Source organism: Mycobacterium sp. E3251 (assembly GCF_001666835.1).
GTDB lineage: Bacteria > Actinomycetota > Actinomycetes > Mycobacteriales > Mycobacteriaceae > Mycobacterium.
Genome location: NZ_LZJF01000064.1, coordinates 1 through 17,824, shown reverse-complemented (window position 1 = coordinate 17,824; position 17,824 = coordinate 1). Strand labels below are relative to the sequence as shown.

General features: G+C 66.5%; 20 protein-coding genes and 1 pseudogene. 14 read left to right on the top strand and 7 right to left on the bottom strand.

All coding sequences use genetic code 11. From position 1 onward, the window contains the following. Window position 1 precedes the first annotated feature (1 nt). Both A5697_RS08995 and A5697_RS08990 read left to right on the top strand, forming a co-directional pair. A complete protein-coding gene (locus A5697_RS08995; protein WP_082953309.1) occupies window positions 2-409 on the top strand; it encodes a metalloregulator ArsR/SmtB family transcription factor in 408 nt (135 codons plus the stop codon). Window positions 410-451: 42 nt separating this feature from the next. After that, window positions 452-652, top strand: coding sequence for a zinc transporter Slc39a7 (locus A5697_RS08990; RefSeq protein WP_068009821.1), 201 nt, complete (start codon window positions 452-454; stop codon window positions 650-652). Between the two features lie 6 nt (window positions 653-658). Here A5697_RS08990 and A5697_RS08985 read toward each other — a convergent pair whose 3' ends face one another. Continuing rightward, a complete protein-coding gene (locus A5697_RS08985) occupies window positions 659-1,693 on the bottom strand; it encodes an oxygenase MpaB family protein (RefSeq protein ID WP_068009818.1) in 1,035 nt (344 codons plus the stop codon). Window positions 1,694-1,760: 67 nt separating this feature from the next. On the opposite strand from A5697_RS08985, the gene A5697_RS08980 reads away from it, so the two are divergent. The 5 genes from A5697_RS08980 to phoU all read left to right on the top strand — a co-directional run bounded on the left by A5697_RS08980 (window position 1,761) and on the right by phoU (window position 7,699). Beyond that, complete coding sequence (locus tag A5697_RS08980; protein WP_068009816.1) at window positions 1,761-2,366, top strand: TetR/AcrR family transcriptional regulator; 606 nt, start codon at window positions 1,761-1,763, stop codon at window positions 2,364-2,366. A 183-nt stretch (window positions 2,367-2,549) separates the two neighbouring features. After that, window positions 2,550-3,572, top strand: a complete 1,023-nt coding sequence (locus A5697_RS08975) for an acyl-ACP desaturase (protein ID WP_067948607.1) — start codon at window positions 2,550-2,552, stop codon at window positions 3,570-3,572. 7 nt (window positions 3,573-3,579) lie between these two features. Then, window positions 3,580-4,713, top strand: coding sequence for a tRNA dihydrouridine synthase DusB (gene dusB, locus A5697_RS08970; RefSeq protein ID WP_067948609.1), 1,134 nt, complete (start codon window positions 3,580-3,582; stop codon window positions 4,711-4,713). Window positions 4,714-4,935: 222 nt separating this feature from the next. Next, entirely contained in the window at window positions 4,936-6,972 is a 2,037-nt protein-coding gene (locus A5697_RS08965; protein ID WP_068009814.1) for an LCP family protein, read from the top strand. Between the two features lie 58 nt (window positions 6,973-7,030). Continuing rightward, window positions 7,031-7,699 (top strand): phosphate signaling complex protein PhoU, encoded by a 669-nt coding sequence (gene phoU, locus A5697_RS08960; protein ID WP_046186001.1) that lies wholly within the window; start codon window positions 7,031-7,033, stop codon window positions 7,697-7,699. A 10-nt stretch (window positions 7,700-7,709) separates the two neighbouring features. Here the strand turns inward: phoU and pstB are convergent, their stop codons facing one another. The 6 genes from pstB to A5697_RS08930 all read right to left on the bottom strand — a co-directional run bounded on the left by pstB (window position 7,710) and on the right by A5697_RS08930 (window position 13,433). Next, window positions 7,710-8,486, bottom strand: a complete 777-nt coding sequence (pstB, locus tag A5697_RS08955; RefSeq protein ID WP_046186002.1) for a phosphate ABC transporter ATP-binding protein PstB — start codon at window positions 8,484-8,486, stop codon at window positions 7,710-7,712. Between the two features lie 13 nt (window positions 8,487-8,499). After that, window positions 8,500-9,414 (bottom strand): phosphate ABC transporter permease PstA, encoded by a 915-nt coding sequence (pstA, locus tag A5697_RS08950; protein WP_067948674.1) that lies wholly within the window; start codon window positions 9,412-9,414, stop codon window positions 8,500-8,502. Continuing rightward, the gene (gene pstC / locus A5697_RS08945; RefSeq protein WP_369806097.1) at window positions 9,411-10,445 is read right to left on the bottom strand and encodes a phosphate ABC transporter permease subunit PstC; all 1,035 of its coding nucleotides are present in this window, start codon (window positions 10,443-10,445) and stop codon (window positions 9,411-9,413) included. Before pstC ends, pstA begins: the two co-directional genes overlap by 4 nt. Window positions 10,446-10,493: 48 nt before the next feature. Then, window positions 10,494-11,624, bottom strand: coding sequence for a phosphate ABC transporter substrate-binding protein PstS (gene pstS, locus A5697_RS08940; RefSeq protein WP_067948617.1), 1,131 nt, complete (start codon window positions 11,622-11,624; stop codon window positions 10,494-10,496). Between the two features lie 124 nt (window positions 11,625-11,748). Then, window positions 11,749-12,660, bottom strand: coding sequence for a mycothiol synthase (gene mshD / locus A5697_RS08935; RefSeq protein WP_068009808.1), 912 nt, complete (start codon window positions 12,658-12,660; stop codon window positions 11,749-11,751). Beyond that, entirely contained in the window at window positions 12,657-13,433 is a 777-nt protein-coding gene (locus A5697_RS08930) for a response regulator transcription factor (protein WP_067948621.1), read from the bottom strand. The genes mshD and A5697_RS08930 overlap by 4 nt, the downstream gene beginning before the upstream one ends. A 177-nt stretch (window positions 13,434-13,610) precedes the next feature. Here A5697_RS08930 and lmeA point away from each other — a divergent pair, with 177 nt between their 5' ends. From lmeA to A5697_RS28025, 7 genes and pseudogenes are all read left to right on the top strand, one after another. After that, window positions 13,611-14,423 carry a mannan chain length control protein LmeA gene (gene lmeA / locus A5697_RS08925; RefSeq protein WP_067948623.1) on the top strand — a complete coding sequence of 271 codons (813 nt, stop codon included), beginning with the start codon at window positions 13,611-13,613 and terminating at the stop codon, window positions 14,421-14,423. An 83-nt stretch (window positions 14,424-14,506) separates the two neighbouring features. Further along, window positions 14,507-14,596 (top strand): Ms5788A family Cys-rich leader peptide, encoded by a 90-nt coding sequence (locus A5697_RS28740; RefSeq protein ID WP_369806096.1) that lies wholly within the window; start codon window positions 14,507-14,509, stop codon window positions 14,594-14,596. Window positions 14,597-14,701: 105 nt separating this feature from the next. Continuing rightward, a complete protein-coding gene (locus A5697_RS08920; protein WP_067948624.1) occupies window positions 14,702-15,172 on the top strand; it encodes a DUF4395 domain-containing protein in 471 nt (156 codons plus the stop codon). 35 nt (window positions 15,173-15,207) lie between these two features. Then, entirely contained in the window at window positions 15,208-16,041 is an 834-nt protein-coding gene (locus A5697_RS08915) for a sulfurtransferase (RefSeq protein ID WP_067948626.1), read from the top strand. Window position 16,042: 1 nt separating this feature from the next. Beyond that, window positions 16,043-16,345 carry a DUF1416 domain-containing protein gene (locus tag A5697_RS08910; protein WP_068009806.1) on the top strand — a complete coding sequence of 101 codons (303 nt, stop codon included), beginning with the start codon at window positions 16,043-16,045 and terminating at the stop codon, window positions 16,343-16,345. A 145-nt stretch (window positions 16,346-16,490) separates the two neighbouring features. Beyond that, window positions 16,491-17,144 carry an FABP family protein gene (locus tag A5697_RS08905; RefSeq protein WP_067948628.1) on the top strand — a complete coding sequence of 218 codons (654 nt, stop codon included), beginning with the start codon at window positions 16,491-16,493 and terminating at the stop codon, window positions 17,142-17,144. Between the two features lie 130 nt (window positions 17,145-17,274). Beyond that, window positions 17,275-17,824: pseudogene (locus A5697_RS28025) on the top strand (hypothetical protein); the annotation flags it as partial.

Below are 17,824 nucleotides of genomic sequence, written 5' to 3'. Positions count from 1 at the left end.
TATGCATGCAGGTAGTAGCGAAGGCCGGTTGCCGGACGATCAGGCGAGTCTGGTGGTTGAGGTCTTCCGGATGCTGGCCGACGCCACCCGCGTGCAGGTGCTGTGGTCGCTGACCGACCGCGAGATGTCGGTCAACGAACTCGCCGAACACGTCCGCAAGCCGGCGCCGTCGGTCTCCCAGCACCTGGCGAAGCTGCGGATGGCGCGCTTGGTCCGCACCCGCCGGGAGGGAACCACCATCTTCTACAGCCTCGAGAACGACCACGTCCGTCAGCTCGTCATGGACGCGGTCTTCAACGCCGAGCACGCGGGTCCGGGCGTGCCCGGCCATCACCGCAGGGATGGCGGCCTGAAGGCAGTCGCCGAATCAGCGCCCACACAGAGCCGGCGGGGCAGCGGCACCAAGTGAATGAGAAGTTGGCACACCGCATTTGACCCAGGGAGACGCATCATGACCGAGCAGCACACACATGACGCGCCGCACGCGCACGAACACGAGCACGGCGACGTCACACACGCGCACGCACACATCGCGCATGAACACGACCACGTCCAGCATGAACACGCCCACGGCCACGCCGACGGCACCGAGCACAGCCATCCGCACGTGCACCAGGCGGGCCTGGAGGACGTGCACGGTCACGCCCACTAGAGGGCGCTAAACCTGGGGGCAGTAGTGGCTTGGGTCGCCGCGCCGGTCCAGCGGCGGCAGGTTGCGTGCCGGCGTCTGGGGCAGCGGCGCGTCGGGCGGGATGCGCCCGGAGGCGCGGTCTAGGCCGGCACGGGCCCGCGGGTGCTTGCGGTACCTGGGCGGTACAAACGCGAAGATCAGCCGCACCAGCTTGCCGAAGCGCCGGTGCAACCACTCGTCGCGGTCGGTCCACTGAAAGCCCAACCGTTCGCGAACGGCTGGGTGGTAAAAGCCGACTGTGAGCCAAACGAAGAACGGCCGCGACAGCTTGGTCAGGCCACCCCACAGCCAATCCGGCAGCCACGGAGCGATCGGCAGCTTGTCATATATGGTCAGGTCGAGCACTGCCCGCGTCGCGTAATTGTCCTCTAACACGTTGCGGCACATGTGGTCCCAGTAGGCCTGAAACTCTTCCCAGGTCTTTGGCACCGGACGCATGCTCATGCCGTACATCCGGTACCACTGAATGTGTTCGTCGAAGAGTTGCCGCTTTTCGGCTTCGGTCAGACCGCCGCCGAACCGTTCGGCCACCAGGATTGTTCCCATGAAGAAAGTGGAGTGTGCCCAATAGAAGACGTCGGGGTTCAGTGCGTGATACCGACGCCCTTGGTCATCCACACCCTTGATGTCGGTGTGGTAGTCGCGAACCTCGGCACCCGTCGTCGGAGCGCGGTCGCCGTCGAAGACCACCCCGCCGATCGGGTACAGCGACCGCATCACCCGCGGCAACGGTTCCCGGAAGAACGTCGAGTGTTGCTCGACGGCGGCGCCCAACTGGGGATGCATGTTCTGCATGGATCCCGCGAACGGCCCCTGCAGCATGCCGCGCCAGTCGCCGAAGTACCGCCAGGTCAGCGATTCGGGGCCGAGCGGGAGTGGTGGCGCGTCGTAACCGAGGGGCGACGCCGGGCAGCCGCCGGCCACACCGGGCACCTCGTCCTCGGGGGTAGCCGAAGCGACGTCGCTGGTCAGCGGACAGGGTCCGGACGTATGTTGAGGCACTATTGGGTTCCTGTAGGTATCTGCAAATCTGACTACACGCGTTGTCAATTTCAAGCTTAGGAGCGATGTGCAGTCCGGTCAACGACGGGGCCGTTGGACCGGCGTCCCCTTGGGGGATCGCCTTGCCCTTCGCCGCGACGACCTCATCGCCGCCGGTGTCCAATTGCTCGGCAGCGACAGTCGACCGGCGTTGACCGTGCGTGCCGTGTGCCGCAAAGCCGCGCTGACCGAACGCTATTTCTACGAAAGCTTTTCGGACCGCGACGAATTCGTGCGCGCGGTCTACGACGACGTATGTACGCGCGCAATGAATACCCTCACCTCCGCGAACACCCCACGCGAGGCCGTCGAAAAGTTCGTCGAGCTCATGGTCGACGACCCGGTCCGTGGGCGCGTGTTGTTGCTGGCCCCGGCGGTCGAGCCGGTATTGACGCGCTCGGGTGCGGAGTGGATGCCCAGCTTCATCGAACTGCTCCAGCGCAAGTTGTCGCGGATCGGCGATCCCGTGCTGCAGAAGATGATCGCCACCAGCCTGGTCGGCGGCCTGTCCAGCCTGTTCACCGCATACCTGAACGGCCAGCTCGGCGCGACGCGCAAACAATTCATCGACTACTGCGTCGACATCCTGTACATCACGGCGGCCCCGTACGTGCCCGCCCCAGACCTGGGTTAAGCGCGACTGTCTGTTTACCAACCGTGGCGCGCCGGCAACTCGTAAAACGTGAACTTGTGGACCGCGCGGCGCGCAGAATATGGCATCTAACCGTTACCGCGGCGCGCGGCCAGGCAGCTTGATGCTACTGATGTACACAGATATATTGACTGCTACCCGTCGACACAGATAACTGGAGGCCCCATGTCAGCGGAGCTGACAAACCTACAGCTGCTGCACGAGCTCGAACCGGTGGTCGAGAAGTGCCTCAACCGGCACGAGAGCATGCACAAGAACTGGAACCCGCACGACTACATCCCGTGGTCGGACGGCAAGAACTTCTACGCGCTGGGCGGGCAGGACTGGCACCCCGAGGAGAGCAAGCTCTCCGATCTCGCCCAGGTGGCGATGGTGCAGAACCTGATGACGGAAGACAACCTGCCGTCATATCACCGCGAGATCGCGATGAACTTCGGCCTGGACGGCCCGTGGGGCCAGTGGGTTAACCGGTGGACCGCCGAGGAGAACCGGCACGGTATCGCGCTGCGTGACTACCTGGTGGTGACCCGCGCGGTCGACCCGGTCGAACTGGAGAAACTGCGCATCGAGGTGGTGAACCGCGGCTTCAGCCCCGGCCAGAACCAGCAGGTTCGGGCCGACCTGTTCGCCGAGAGCCTGTTCGACTCCGTCATCTACGTGACCTTCCAAGAGCTGGCGACCCGCATTTCGCACCGCAACACCGGCAAGGCCTGCAACGAGACCATCGCCGACCAGTTGCTGGCGAAGATCTCCGCCGACGAGAACCTGCACATGATCTTTTACCGGGACGTCAGCGAGGCCGGGTTTGAGATCGCGCCCAACCAGGCAATGAAAGAGCTGCACAAGGTGCTGCGCAACTTCCAGATGCCGGGCTACCAGGTTCCCGAGTTCCGGCGCAAAGCCGTCTTCATCGCCGTCGGGGGGGTCTACGACCCCCGCATCCACCTCGACGACGTCGTCATGCCCGTCCTGAAGAAATGGCGCATCTTCGAGCGCGAGGACTTCACCGGTGAGGCGGCGGCGATGCGCGACGACCTCGCCCTGCTGATCAAGGAACTCGAGCAGGCCTGCGACAAGTTCGAGATCTCGAAGCAGCGCCAGCTCGAGCGGGAAGCCCGAACCGGCAAGAAGACCACCGCGTTCGAGTTGCATCAAACCGCCGGCAAGCTGGCTATGAGCCGCCGGTAACTCAGCGTTGCGCATCGGTCCCATCACGCTCGCCAGCCCAGTGGTGCTGGCCCCAATGGCGGGCGTGACCAACGTTGCCTTTCGAACCCTGTGTCGTGAACTAGAGCAGTCGAAGGTCGGCACGGTCAGCGGGCTCTATGTCTGCGAGATGGTGACGGCGCGTGCGCTCGTCGAACGCCACCCGGTCACCATGCACATGACCACCTTCGCGCCGGACGAGTCGCCGCGCTCGTTGCAGCTGTACACGGTCGATCCGGCGACCACGTATGCCGCGGCCAAGATGATCGCCGACGAGGGCCTGGCCGATCACATCGACATGAATTTCGGCTGTCCGGTGCCCAAGGTCACCAAACGCGGCGGCGGGGCCGCACTGCCGTACAAGCGTCGGCTGTTCGGGCAGATCGTCGCCGCGGCGGTGCGCGCAACCGAAGGCACCGACATCCCGGTGACCGTCAAATTCCGCGTCGGCATCGACGACGAGCACCACACCCACCTCGATGCCGGCCGCATCGCCGAATCGGAGGGCGCCGCCGCGGTCGCGCTGCACGCCCGCACGGCGGCGCAACGCTACTCGGGCACCGCAGATTGGGAGCAGATCGCCCTGCTCAAACAACACGTGACCACGATCCCGGTGTTGGGTAACGGCGACATCTACGACGCGAGTGACGCGCTGGCGATGATGGCCAGCACCGGATGCGACGGCGTCGTCATCGGCCGCGGCTGCCTCGGCCGGCCCTGGCTTTTCGCCGAACTCTCGGCCGCGTTCACCGGCAGCCCGGCTCCCGTCCCGCCCACGCTGGGCGAGGTAGCCGACATCGTTCGCCGGCATGGGCGGTTGCTGGCCGCGCACTTCGGCGAGGACAAGGGCATGCGCGACATTCGCAAGCACATCGGCTGGTACCTGCACGGCTTCCCGGCCGGCTCGGAGCTGCGGCGCGCGCTGGCGATGGTCAAGACGCTCGACGAACTCGATTCGCTGCTAAGCCAATTGGACGGGCGTGTGCCCTTCCCGGACGCGGCGAGCGGCCCCCGGGGCCGGCAGGGCTCGCCCGCCAGGGTGGCACTGCCCGAGGGCTGGCTGGCCGACCCGGATGACTGCACCGTGCCGGCCGGCGCCGACGTGATGCACTCCGGAGGCTGATCGACCGCGCGAAATCGCGTCCGGACAGATAACTCAGTACGATGTGGACCTTGCTGCATTGCGCGTTGCTGCGGCGGATCGGTAACGCGCCGCTGCCCGGGCGCGACAAAGGAGTGCGACCCACGGGTGGCATGGGCCGCAGCGCTGATATGCCAAGCGTTGGGCCGACATTGCGCACGGATACGCTGACAGCCGCATCAGAGCTTCGGAGGCCGGTAAGACATGCGTGACGCCGAGGACGACGCCACTCGCGGCGCCCGGCGCGCTGCGCTTGGCGCGGCCCCCTGGGAGCGGTTCTCGGAGCCCCCGGCTGACTACAGTCGCCATCTCTGGCAGACCGAGACCGCGGTCGAGCCGGTCCCGTCCCGAGCCGCCGACGACGAAGAATCCGGATCCCACACCGCGGGCGGAGTCAGCGTCGCCGACCTGATCGCGAAACTCGGCGCCCCGTCGACCGGCCGGTCCACCCACCGTCGCGCCGAGCCGGACGTCGAACCGGTCATTGAACCGACGCCAGCCGAATCGGACGTGCCGCTGGAGCTGCAGAAAACCCAGGTGATCGGTGACCTGGCCTATTCGCTCGACGCGGTCTCGGAGCTCCCCGACCTCGACGCCGCCGAGCATCCGAGCGGCCAGGAATCCTCATCCGACGAGCCTCGCGACGCTCAGCGGCGGACATCCCGCCGCCGCAGGCCGATGCTGCTGGCCGCGCGCTCGGTGGCGGCGCTGCTCGCGGCGCTTACCCTGGCCATGACCGGCGGGGCGTGGCAATGGAGCACATCGAAGAACGCCCGGCTCAACACCATCAACGCTCTCGACCAGGACTCCAGCGACATCCGCGACCGCAACGGCCAATACGGGGACGAAGACTTCTTGATCGTCGGCCTTGACTCGCGCGCCGGTGACAACGCGAACATGGGCGCCGGCAGCACCGACGACGCGGATGGCGCCCGTTCGGACACCGTGATGCTGGTCAACATTCCGGCCAACCGCAAACGCGTGGTGGCGGTGTCATTCCCGCGCGACCTGGCGATCACCCCGATGCAGTGCGAGGCGTGGAACCCGGACACGGGTAAATACGGGCCCCTCTACGACGCGAAGACCAAATCCTGGGGCCCGAAGATGGTCTACACCGAGACCAAACTGAACTCGGCATTCGCCTTCGGCGGCCCGAAGTGTCTGGTCAAGGAGATCCAGAAGCTATCCGGTTTGAACATCAACCGCTTCATCGCCGTCGACTTCGCGGGGTTCGCCAAGATGGTCGACGCCCTGGGCGGTGTGGAGGTGTGCTCGAAAACCGCGCTGCATGACTACGAGCTCGGCACGGTGCTCGATCACGGTGGCCGCCAAGTCTTGGACGGCTCGACCGCCCTGAATTACGTGCGAGCCCGCCAGGTCACCACCGAAACCAACGGGGACTACGGGCGGATCAAACGCCAGCAGCTGTTCCTGTCCTCGCTGCTGCGCTCGCTGATCTCCGAGGACACGTTGCTCGACCTCAACAAGCTCAACAATGTCGTCAACATGTTCATCAGCGACACCGTCGTCGACAACGTGCAGTCGAAGGACTTGATCCAACTCGGTCAGTCGTTGCAGGGCATGGCGGCGGGGCACGTCACGTTCGTCACCGTGCCGACCGGCGTCACCGACCAGAACGGCGACGAGCCGCCGCGCATGGCCGACATGCGGGCACTGTTCGACGCCATCATCAACGACGATCCGCTGCCCGAGGAAAACGACCAGAACGCAAAGAGTCTCGGAACTTCCGATGACAAGTCCGGGCAGATGAAGGCGCCCGCCACCAAGAAGGCGCCGGCCCCCACCCCGGCGCCCGAGGCCCGGCACGAGCAGGTCACCACCACCACGCCGAGCGATGTCACGGTGCGCGTCTCCAACGCGACGACGCAGAGCGGCCTGGCGGCCACCGCGACCAGCCAGCTCAAGCGGGACGGCTTCAACGTGATGACCCCGGACGACTACCCGAGCTCGGTGAACACGACGACGGTGTTGTTCTCGCCCGGCAACGAGCAGGCGGCCGCGACCGTGGCGTCTTCCTTCGCCAATGCGAAGGTGCAGCGAGTGTCCGGCTACGGGCAGGTCGTTCAGGTGGTGCTCGGACCCGACTTCAAGTCGGTCGCCACTCCCCAGCCGAGCGGCTCGTCGATCAGCTTGCAGATCGAACGCGGCTCGGGCAGCGCCCCGGCCAAGCTGCCCGAGGACCTGACCGTCACCAACGCCGCCGACACCACCTGCGAGTAAGCACGTTTGGCGGCGCTCCACCGCCCGTTTTCTCCGCCGAGAACGTAGGCTTGGCGATATGCGGACCGCCTACCATGAGCAGCTCTCGGAGTTATCCGAGCGGCTCGGCGAGATGTGCGGGCTGGCGGGCATCGCCATGGAGCGGGCCACCCAAGCCCTGCTGCAGGCCGACCTGGTGCTGGCCGAACAGGTGATCTCTGATCACGAGAAGATCGCCACACTCAGCGCCCGCGCCGAGGAGAGCGCCTTCGTGCTGCTGGCCTTACAGGCGCCGGTCGCCGGTGATCTGCGGTCCATCGTGAGCGCCATTCAAATGGTGGCCGACATCGACCGGATGGGCGCGCTGGCCCTGCACGTCGCGAAGATCGCCCGACGCCGGCATCCCCAACACGCGCTGCCCGAAGAGGTCAATGGCTACTTCGCCGAAATGGGCAGGGTCGCAGTCGAATTGGGGAACAGCGCGCAAGAAGTGGTGATGTCTCGCGATCCGGAGAAGGCCGCCCGGATCCGCGAAGAGGACGACGCGATGGACGATCTGCACCGCCATCTGTTCTCGGTGCTGATGGACCGCGAATGGAAGTACGGTGTGGCTGCCGCCGTCGACGTGACACTCCTGGGCCGGTTCTACGAGCGCTTCGCCGACCACGCGGTCGAAGTGGCCAGGCGCGTCATCTTCCAGGCGACCGGCAAGTTGCCCGAAGAGGAAACGAAACCGGCCTCGCAATAACGGATCAGCTCTAGCCGAAGCGGCCGGAGATGTAGTCCTCCGTCGCCTTCTGGCTCGGGTTGGAGAAGATCTTCTCGGTGTCATCGACCTCGATCAACCGCCCCGGCTTTCCGACGGCTTCCAGGTTGAAGAACGCGGTGTAGTCGCTGACCCGCGCCGCCTGCTGCATGTTGTGCGTGACGATGACGATCGTGTAGTCCTGCTTCAGCTCGCTGATCAACTCCTCGATGGCCATCGTCGAGATCGGGTCCAGCGCGGAGCACGGCTCGTCCATGAGCAGCACGTCGGGCTGCACGGCGATCGCCCGCGCGATGCACAAGCGCTGCTGCTGACCACCCGACAATCCGCCGCCAGGCCTGTCCAACCGGTCCTTGACCTCATCCCACAGGTTCGCGCCACGCAGCGAGTATTCGGCGGTCTCGTCGAGCACCTTGCGATTGCGCACGCCCTGCAGCTTCAAACCCGCCACCACGTTGTCGCGAATCGACATGGCGGGGAACGGGTTCGGTCGCTGGAACACCATTCCGATCGCCCGCCGCACACCGACGGGATCAACCCCGGCGCCGTAGATGTCCTCGTCGTCGAGGAGCACGCTGCCCTCAACCCGGCCGCCGGGGACCACCTCATGCATCCGGTTGAGCGTGCGCAGCACCGTCGTCTTGCCACACCCTGACGGACCGATGAACGCGGTCACACTGCGGGGCAGGATCGACAGAGTCACATCCCCTACCGCGTGGAACGAACCGTAGTAGATGTTGACGGCTTTGAGGTCCAACCGCTTTGCCACTTAGTGCTCCTGCCTATGACTTTCTGGCGCCAAGAAACTTCGCTATCACTCGGGCCCCGATGTTGATGGTGGCGATCACCAGGATGAGGGTTAGGGCGGCACCCCACAACCGATCCGTGGGGACCGGATTCACGCCGGCACCGGCGCTGGTCTGGTTGTACATCATGCCGGGTAGCGTCCCCATGAATCCACTGAAGATGTCGAAGCTCATAGATTGCGAGTAACCGACGAGAATCAGCAACGGGGCCGTCTCGCCCATAACCCTGGCCACCGCCAGCATGATGCCCGTGATGATGCCGGAGACCCCGGTGGGAAGCACCACCCTGACGATCGTCTTCCACTTCGGGATGCCCAGCGCATAACTGGCCTCGCGAAGGTCCACCGGGACGATCCGCAGCATCTCCTCGGTGGCTCGCACGATCACCGGCAGCATCAACAGAACCAGCGCGAGCGACACCGCGAACTCGGAGCGAGGAAGGCCCAACGTCGCCACGAACAGCGCGTAAATGAACAACGCCGCCACGATCGAGGGCACTCCGCTCAGGACGTCCACCATGAACGTGGCCAGCCTGCCCAGCGGCGTGCCGCCCCCATATTCGGCCAGATAGATGGCGAGCATGAGGCCGATCGGGATGGAGATCAGCGCGCATACCACTCCCTGCAAGACGGTGCCGACGATCGCGTGATAGGCGCCGCCGCCGGCCACGAAGGCCGTCATGCCCGCTTGCGAGTGGGTCCACCAAACGGTCGACGCGATCGCCTTGAAGCCCTTGGCGATCACCGAGTAGAGCACCAACAGCAGGGGCGTCACCGCAGTCACCATCGACAGCGAAACCAGCACCACGGCAACATGATCCGTGACCCGGCGGCGCCGGCTCGGCCGGGAGAACGTGCGCGGCTTCAGCGGGCGGTCCAACATCGAGGTCATCGCCCGGCGCCCCATCTGGTTTTGGAGGCGGCGCCGCGCGCCAACGCGTCGACCAGGAAGGTGAGCACGAAGAGCGCCAGCCCCGCGGCGATGTATGCGCCGGCCTTGTATTGGTCATTGAACTGCGCCACGGTGCCCGCGATCTTGGTCGCGACGGTGGAGCCGCCGTCGAACAGCGACCAGCCGAACGCCGCCTGCGTCCCGCGCAAGATGATCAGCAGGGCGACCGTCTCGCCCATCGCGCGGCCCAGTCCCAGCACCGCTGCGCTGATGTATCCCGACCGCCCGAACGGCAGCACGATCGTCTGCACAACCTCCCAACGGGTGGCGCCCAGGGCCAGCGCGGCCTCGACCTGCTCCTGTGGTGCCTGGACGAACACCTCGCGGGTGACGGCGGTGATGATCGGCAGGATCATGACCGCCAGGACGATGCCGCCGGTGAAGATGGTGCCGCCGCCGGCCACCGACGCGTTGCCGTCGGCGAACAGGAAGCACCAGCCCAGGGAGTGGTTCAGCCAGGTGGCCAGCGGTCGCAGCTGCGGCGCCAGCACATGCAGGCCCCACACGCCGTAAATGATGGAGGGGACCCCCGCCAGGAGATCTACGGCGTAGGCCAGCGAGGCGGCGGCGCGCCTCGGCGAGTACTGCGTGATGAAGATGGCGACCCCCAGCGCGACGGGCATGGCCAGGATCAACGCGAACGCCGACACGAACACGGTGACCTTCAGCAGATCGGAGATGCCGAAGTGCATGGCCGACGTGTCGGTGGTGATCCAGTTGCCGCCGTAGCTGAAAAAGTTCTCCCGGTTGCGCCTCAAGGCCGGGATGGCCCGCAGTAACAGGAATCCACCGATTGCCCCGATGACGACGACGATCAGCAAGCCTGAGCCCTTGGCCAGCCAACGAAACGCACGATCCCCGACGTGTGGGCGCGCAGCTCCCCACGGGTTGATCGGTATCACCGGCGCCTCCGGGAAGGGCGCGGCGACGGTCGCGCCCGAGCCGGCGTCGATCGGGTTTGGCGTGGTCACTGTGATCCCAGCACAGTTCTCTCGCTCCTTAAGCGCGGGGCCACTTGGTCACTGCAGAGCGTTGATCGCAGCAACCAGTCGCTCTTTGACCTTATCGGGCAGCGGGATATAGCCGGCCGAGGCAAGCTCGGTCTGCCCGCTGCCGGCGGCAACCGTGAGAAAAGACTTGATCGCACCGGAGGTGTCCGGGTCGGAGCCCTTGGAGCACACGATCTCGTAGGTCGCCAGGACGAGCGGGTAGACATTGGGTTCCTGGGAGCGGTACATCGAGTTGAGGTCCAGCACCATGTCGTTGCCGTCGGCCACAAAGTTGGCCGCCTTCACCGCATTGCCGGCCGTCTCGTTGGTGAGCGGAACGGCGACGCCCTTGTTGGTGGCGATCTGGGCGTACGGCATGCCGCCCTGGTCGGCGAAGCCCTTCTCGACGTATCCGATCGCGCCCGGCGTCGCCCGCACGGCTTGGACGACGCCGGCGGACTTCATGGCGCCCTCACCCACCCCGCCCTGAAATTCGGTGCCCACGCCTTTGGTCCAGCTCTGCGGCGCGGCGGCCGTCAGATACTTCTGCACGTTGTCGGTCGTTCCGGACGAATCCGTCCGGTAGATCGGTGCGATCTTGGTATCGGGCAGCACGAGGCCCGGGTTGAGGGCTGCCAGGATGGGGTCATTCCAGGCGGTGATCCTTCCGCTGAAGATCTTGGCCAACGCGTCACTGCTCACCACCAACGCCGGCACCCCGGCCAGGTTGTAGACCAACGCGATCGGCCCGAACACCAGCGGCAAGTCCCACGCCGGGTTTCCCTCGCACCGTGCGGCGGCCGGGCCGATCTGGTCGGCGGCCAGCGGCGAGTCGGCGCCAGCGAAGTCGACATGGCCGGCGATGAACTGCTCGCGGCCGGCGCCCGAGCCGGTTGGGTTGTACGACACGCTCTTGCCCGGGCAGTACTGGCCCCAGACCTGGTTGAACAACGCCATCGCGTTTTGTTGGGCCGTCGAGCCTTCCGCCGTCAGCTTGTTCTTGCCGCTGCATCCCGCCGTGCCCGTGGGCCCGGAGACCGTTGCCGCCGAAGCGTTGCGGCGGTTCTGGTCGCTGCCACAGCCGGTCAGTCCGCCGATACCAACTGCCAGCGCCACAGCCAGCGCCGCCAGCGCTCTACCACCACCCCTGTCGAGCCTCACCGATCCAGCTTCCTGCCCCCTACGGGCCCGCGTGTGCCCCGCCGGCCATCTCCCAACAGGTTGCCAGGTCGTCGCGAAAATATGCCCGGCCGGATCCGGGGCACATTCCGCGCCTGCGCGTCGGTCAATCGGAAGCGACGGCGTAGGCGGTGTCCACGCTGTAGGTGGTGAAGCCCAAGCGCTGGTAGGTGCGCACCGCGGCGACGTTGTCCGATTCCACGTAGAGCAGCACAGTCGGCTCGGCCGCCCCCGCCAGCCGCCGCGCCAAGGACTCGATCCCGATGGCTGTCAGCATCTGCCCCAGCCCGCGCCCCTGCGCCGACGGGTCTACGCCCACGACGTAGACCTCCCCCAAGCCGGGTCGGTCGGGATGCACCTTGGTCCAGTGGAAGCCCAGCAGCTTGCCCGGCTGATCGGTTTCGGACACGCCGAAAGCGAGGAACAACCCTTCCGGGTCGAACCACGGTTCGTTGCGCCGCTCGGCCAGCTGCACTTCGGTCCAGCCGCCCTGTTCGGGATGCTCGGCGAAGGCGGCGTTGTTGACGCGCAGCAGCTCCGCGTCGTCGGCGGCCCCCGCGTAGGTGCGGACCTGTACGCCGGGCACGGGCCGCACCAAGTCGTGGGTGTCGCGCAGCGTGCGGCGCATCTGCAGCAATTCGCGTACCGGTACCAGACCCAGTGCATCGGCGGTGGCCCGGGCCGGCTCGAGTGTGCCGTGCGCCCAGAACCGGTTCCGTCCGCCGGTCTCGGCCAGGGCCGCGCGCGCCAGCGCCGTCCCGAAGCCGTGCCGGCGGACCCGCGGATGCACGACCAGTTCCGCCATTGCGGCCTCTGCGTCGCGCGAGAGATTGAGGTAACCCACGGTCTCGTCGCTGTCGGTGATGAGCAGATGCCCGGTGCGATCGTGCGGGAGCTCGCGCAGCACCTGTTCACCGACGGGCGCCACCCCATCGAAATCCGTTGTCGCCGTTATTAGTCCGCGCACTTGCCGCTGTTCGTCCGCGGTCAGCGTCGAGCGCCACTCGGGCGGGGTCACTGACTGCGCAACGGGTCGCCCAGGGGTTCTTGCATTTCCTCTGAGTCGGACTCGACGTCCTCGGCGGCTTCGTCGTCGGCGGTGCCGGTGATCGGGGCGCGGCCGCGGGCCGGCCGGACGGCTTTGTAGCCGACGTTGCGGACGGTGCCGATCAACGCCTCGTATTCGGGGCCGAGCTTGGCGCGCAGCCGACGCACGTGCACATCCACGGTGCGGGTGCCGCCGAAGAAGTCGTATCCCCAGACTTCGTGCAGGAGTTGCGCGCGGGTGAAGACGCGCCCGGCGTGCTGGGCGAGGTACTTGAGCAACTCGAACTCTTTGTAGGTCAGGTCGAGTGGGCGCCCGCGCAGTCTCGCGGTGTAGGTGCCCTCGTCGATCACCAGCTCACCCAGGCTCACTTTGCCGGCGCTTTCCTGGTCGGCCAGCCCGCCGCGGCGCCCGACCACCAGTCGCAGCCTGGCGTCGATCTCGGCGGGTCCGGTGCTCGGCAGCAGGATCTCGTCCAGCCCCCAATCGGCGCTGACCGCCACCAGACCGCCTTCGCTCACGACAGCCAAGACCGGAACCGACCGGCCCGCGGTGCTCAACAGCCGGCACAGGCCACGGGCCGACGACAAGTCGGTGCGCGCATCCACCAGCACGGCGTCCGCAGTCCCCGCCTCAAGCAACGAGGACGGTTCCGCCGGTGCCGTCCGGACGGTGTGAGGGAGCAGCGATAACGACGGGAGGACCGGGTCGGGATGCAGCTCCGAGGTCAGCAGTAATAGCTCCAACTAGCCCCTCCAGCTCGGGGGAACGGCATCTTCCACAACTCGCAACGCAACGACGCGTTAGTTGCCAGGCCACCTAACGATAACTTGCCACCTGCCATTTTTGCGTGGTGACGATGCAGTGTGAGCCCCGCCACCCACGCGGTCCGCGACACGGCGCGCGGAGGCTTACGCGACAATATGCGGGTGCGCAGGGTCCTGATCGGGGTGGCGGCCGCGGCGATCGCCGTGGCCGCGGTTGTGCTGGGTGCGGTCGCCGTCGACTACGGAAGCAGCATCTACGCCGAATACCGGCTGTCCTGCAGCGTGCGCAAAGCGGCCAATCTGAGGTCCGACCCGTTCGTCGCCATCGTGGCGTTTCCCTTCATCCCGCAGGCGATGCGGCACCACTACAACCAGGTGGAGATCAAAGCCAACGCCGTAGACCATGCAACGGTCGGCAAGGCCACCCTCGAAGCCACGATGTATGCGGTCGATCTGACCGACGCGTCTTGGCTGATCCGGCCCGTAGCCAAGCTGCCGGTGGGCAAACTGGAGAGCCGCATCATCATCGGGTCGAACTACCTGGGCCGTTATATGGGCATCAACGACCTGATGGTTGAGGCGCCGGCGAAGGAGACCAACACCGCCACCGGCGGCGTCACCGCGTCCGGCATCTCCGACAGCCATGGCCTGGTGTTCAGCGGCACACCGCACTCGGCCGACTTCGAGCACCGGGTCAGCGTCTCGGTGGACCTTTCCATCGCCCCGGACGACCAGTCGACGCTCGTGATCACGCCGACCGGGGTCCTGACCGGGGCCGACACCGCGGATCAAGCCGTTCCGGACGACAAGCGGGATGCGGTGCTGCGGGCATTCACCACGAGGGTGCCCAACCAGCGGCTCCCGTTCGGGGTGGCACCGAAGACCGAGGGCGCGCGCGGGTCAGACGTGATCATCGAGGGCATCAGTTATGGAGTGACCGTCGATCTGGACGGCTTCAGGCAGTCGTGACCCGCCACCGCCGAAGGCTTGCGGTCTGCGCGGCGGCCGCCGCTGGATTTGATCGCTGAACGCCATTCGGTAAGCTTGCCGACGTGCTAGCCCGCATTGAGCCCGTGCTCACCCAACGCCGCGCAGTCGATCTGTGCCGCACCGCGGGCTGTTGCTGTCGCTGTAGCTGCTGAGTCGCCGCGCGCTTTCGCGTCGCACTCGGAGCAGCCCGGGAATTCCCCGTGGCCCGTCTCCCGTCGTTCGTTCCCTCAGCAACAGGCGAATTCAGGAGTAGTACCGTGCCGATCAGCAACACCACAACCCAACCGGACACCGTCGACGTGCGCGGCCCGCGCTTTGCCGCCTGGGTTACCACCGCAGTCCTGGTGATCACGCTCGCCGTGTCCGCCGCCAGCCCCCTGGCGGCGGCGGTCATTCTGGGGATACAGGCCATTGTCTTCGCCGTCGGCGCCGTCGGCGGCCCGCGCAAGCATCCGTATGGGCGGATATTCGCCCTTGCCGTGGCGCCCCGGCTCGGCCCCGTCACCGAGCGCGAACCGGTCGCACCGCTGAAGTTCGCCCAACTCGTCGGCCTGATCTTCGCGCTCGTGGGCGTCGTCGCGTTCGCCGCGGGCGCCTTCTTGGCCGGCGTCATCGCCACCGCCGGGGCGCTCGTCGCCGCCTTCCTGAACGCCGCGTTCGGCATCTGCCTGGGTTGCCAGCTCTACCCATTGGTCGCGCGTTTCCGAGGAGCCGCGCGCACCACATGACCTGTTCATAGAAAGCGATCGAAAGGATCCCCCGCATGGCACGCTCCGACGTCCTGGTCTCCGTGGACTGGGCCGAGAGCAATCTCGACGCAGCCGGCGTCGTCTTCGTCGAAGTCGATGAGGACACCAGCGCCTACGACACCGGCCACATCCCCGGCGCGATCAGGCTGGACTGGCGTTCGGATCTGCAGGACCCGGTGAAGCGGGACTTCGTCGATGCGCAGCAATTCTCGAAACTGCTCAGCGAGCGCGGCATCTCCAACGACGACACCGTGATCCTTTACGGCGGCAACAACAATTGGTTCGCCGCCTACGCCTACTGGTACTTCAAGCTGTACGGCCACGACAAGGTCAAGCTGCTCGACGGCGGCCGCAAGAAGTGGGAACTCGACGGCCGCGCCCTGTCCAGCGACACCGTCACCCGGCCGGCCACCTCTTACACTGCCGCCGCACCGGACAACAGCATCCGGGCGTTCCGCGACGAGGTCATCGCGGCCATCAACGCCAAGAACCTGGTCGACGTGCGTTCACCCGACGAGTTCTCCGGCAAGATCCTGGCGCCGGCGCACCTGCCGCAGGAGCAGAGCCAGCGGCCCGGCCACATTCCGGGGGCGATCAACGTGCCGTGGAGCAAGGCCGCCAACGAGGACGGCACCTTCAAGTCCGACGAGGAGCTGGCCAAGCTCTACGCCGACGCCGGACTGGACGGCACCAAGGAAACGATCGCGTATTGCCGCATCGGAGAGCGCTCGTCGCACACCTGGTTCGTGCTCCGGGAATTACTCGGCCACAAAAACGTCAAGAACTACGACGGAAGTTGGACGGAATACGGCTCCCTGGTGGGTGCCCCGATCGAGTTGGGAAGCTGATATGTGCTCTGCGCCGAAACAAGGAGTGACGCTGCCCGCCAGCGTTGACTTGGAGAAGGAAACGGTGATCACCGGCCGCGTCGTGGACGGCGACGGACAGGCGGTCGGCGGCGCGTTCGTCCGCCTGCTCGACTCGTCAGACGAGTTCACCGCCGAGGTCGTCGCGTCGGCAACGGGCGACTTCCGGTTCTTTGCGGCACCGGGGTCCTGGACGCTGCGCGCGTTGTCGGCCGCAGGCAACGGGAACGCCGTGGTGACCCCGTCGGGCGCCGGCATCCACGAGGTGGACGTCAAGATCGCCTGAGACCCCGGCTGGCCTGACCGGGATCTCCCGCGGCGAATAGACTTGTCCCCGTGGTGCTCTTCTTCGAGATCATGCTGGTGGTGGCCGTCGTGGTGATCTCATGGTTCGCGCTGTACACGCTGTACCGGCTCATCACCGACGAATCGTGACTTCTGACGAACCTCTGGGTTCTCCGGGCTCCGGTGATCGCGCGGTGGCCGCCGCCGCCGAGCGCGCCAAGCTGACCGCCGGCCGCAACATTCCGGCCTTCGACGACCTGCCGTTTCCCGCCGACACCGCCAACCTGCGGGAAGGCGCCAACCTGAACGACGCGCTGCTGGCGCTACTGCCCCTCGTGGGTGTGTGGCGCGGAGAAGGCGAGGGCCGCGGGCACGACGGGGATTACCGGTTCGGCCAGCAGATCGTGGTATCGCACGACGGCGGTGATTACCTGAACTGGGAATCCCGCTCGTGGCGGCTCGACGAGACGGGCGATTTCCAGGGACACGGGTTGCGCGAGACGGGCTTCTGGCGCTTCGTCAGCGATCCCGACGACCCCACCGAGTCGCAGGCCATCGAGTTGCTGTTGGCCCACTCGGCCGGCTACGTGGAACTGTTCTACGGACGGCCCCGTACCCAGTCGTCGTGGGAGTTGGTGACCGACGCGCTGGCCCGCTCCCGCTCGGGCGTGCTGGTCGGCGGCGCCAAACGGCTCTACGGGATCGTCGAGGGCGACCTGGCCTACGTCGAGGAACGGGTGGACGCCGACGGCGGCCTCGTTCCCCACCTTTCGGCGCGGCTCTCGCGGTACGCCGGATAGCCGCCGACCTGTTGCCCGCCTGGGCAACTCGGTGGTGTGCACCGGCCCCGGAATCATTGCTTTCGGCCGACCTTTTGCGTGTACTGTTCGACGTCCGAACAGCCGATACCGCGCGAAGGGAGATCGGCGGATGCGTCCCACGAGGACACCCTCGCCCACCTTGCGCTGGGGCCTAACCGCGGTCGGCGTGCTGCTCATCGTGTATCTGGGCGTCCTGGACCTGTGGCCCTGGATCATCGACGCGATGCCGCCTGCCCTCGGCTGGTTCGGCCGGCCGGGATCGATGCCCACGCTCGCGATCGTCGTGGCGGTGCTGATCGCGGCCTGCGTGCTGACCTTCCGCTCGGACAACAGCCACCGGGTGGTGGGTGTTTCGTTCACCGTGATCGCCGTCCTCATCGGCATGAGCGCGATCCTGGGCCTGACCTCCTATTGGGGATGCCACGACGCCAACCATCCCGGTGAAGATCGCCGACAGTGCCGCGATGCGGGCCAGTTCCAGGCCGACCGGCGTTGGGCTCGGGCAGGTGCGTCCGCTCACCGAGAAGTCGCCGGTGCCACCCTTGACCAGACTGGCCGTCGCCATCAGTGGCGTGAAGAAAGCGGGATGGTTGGCGTCGTGGCATCCCCAATAGGAGGTCAGGCCCAGGATCGCGCTCATGCCGATGAGGACGGCGATC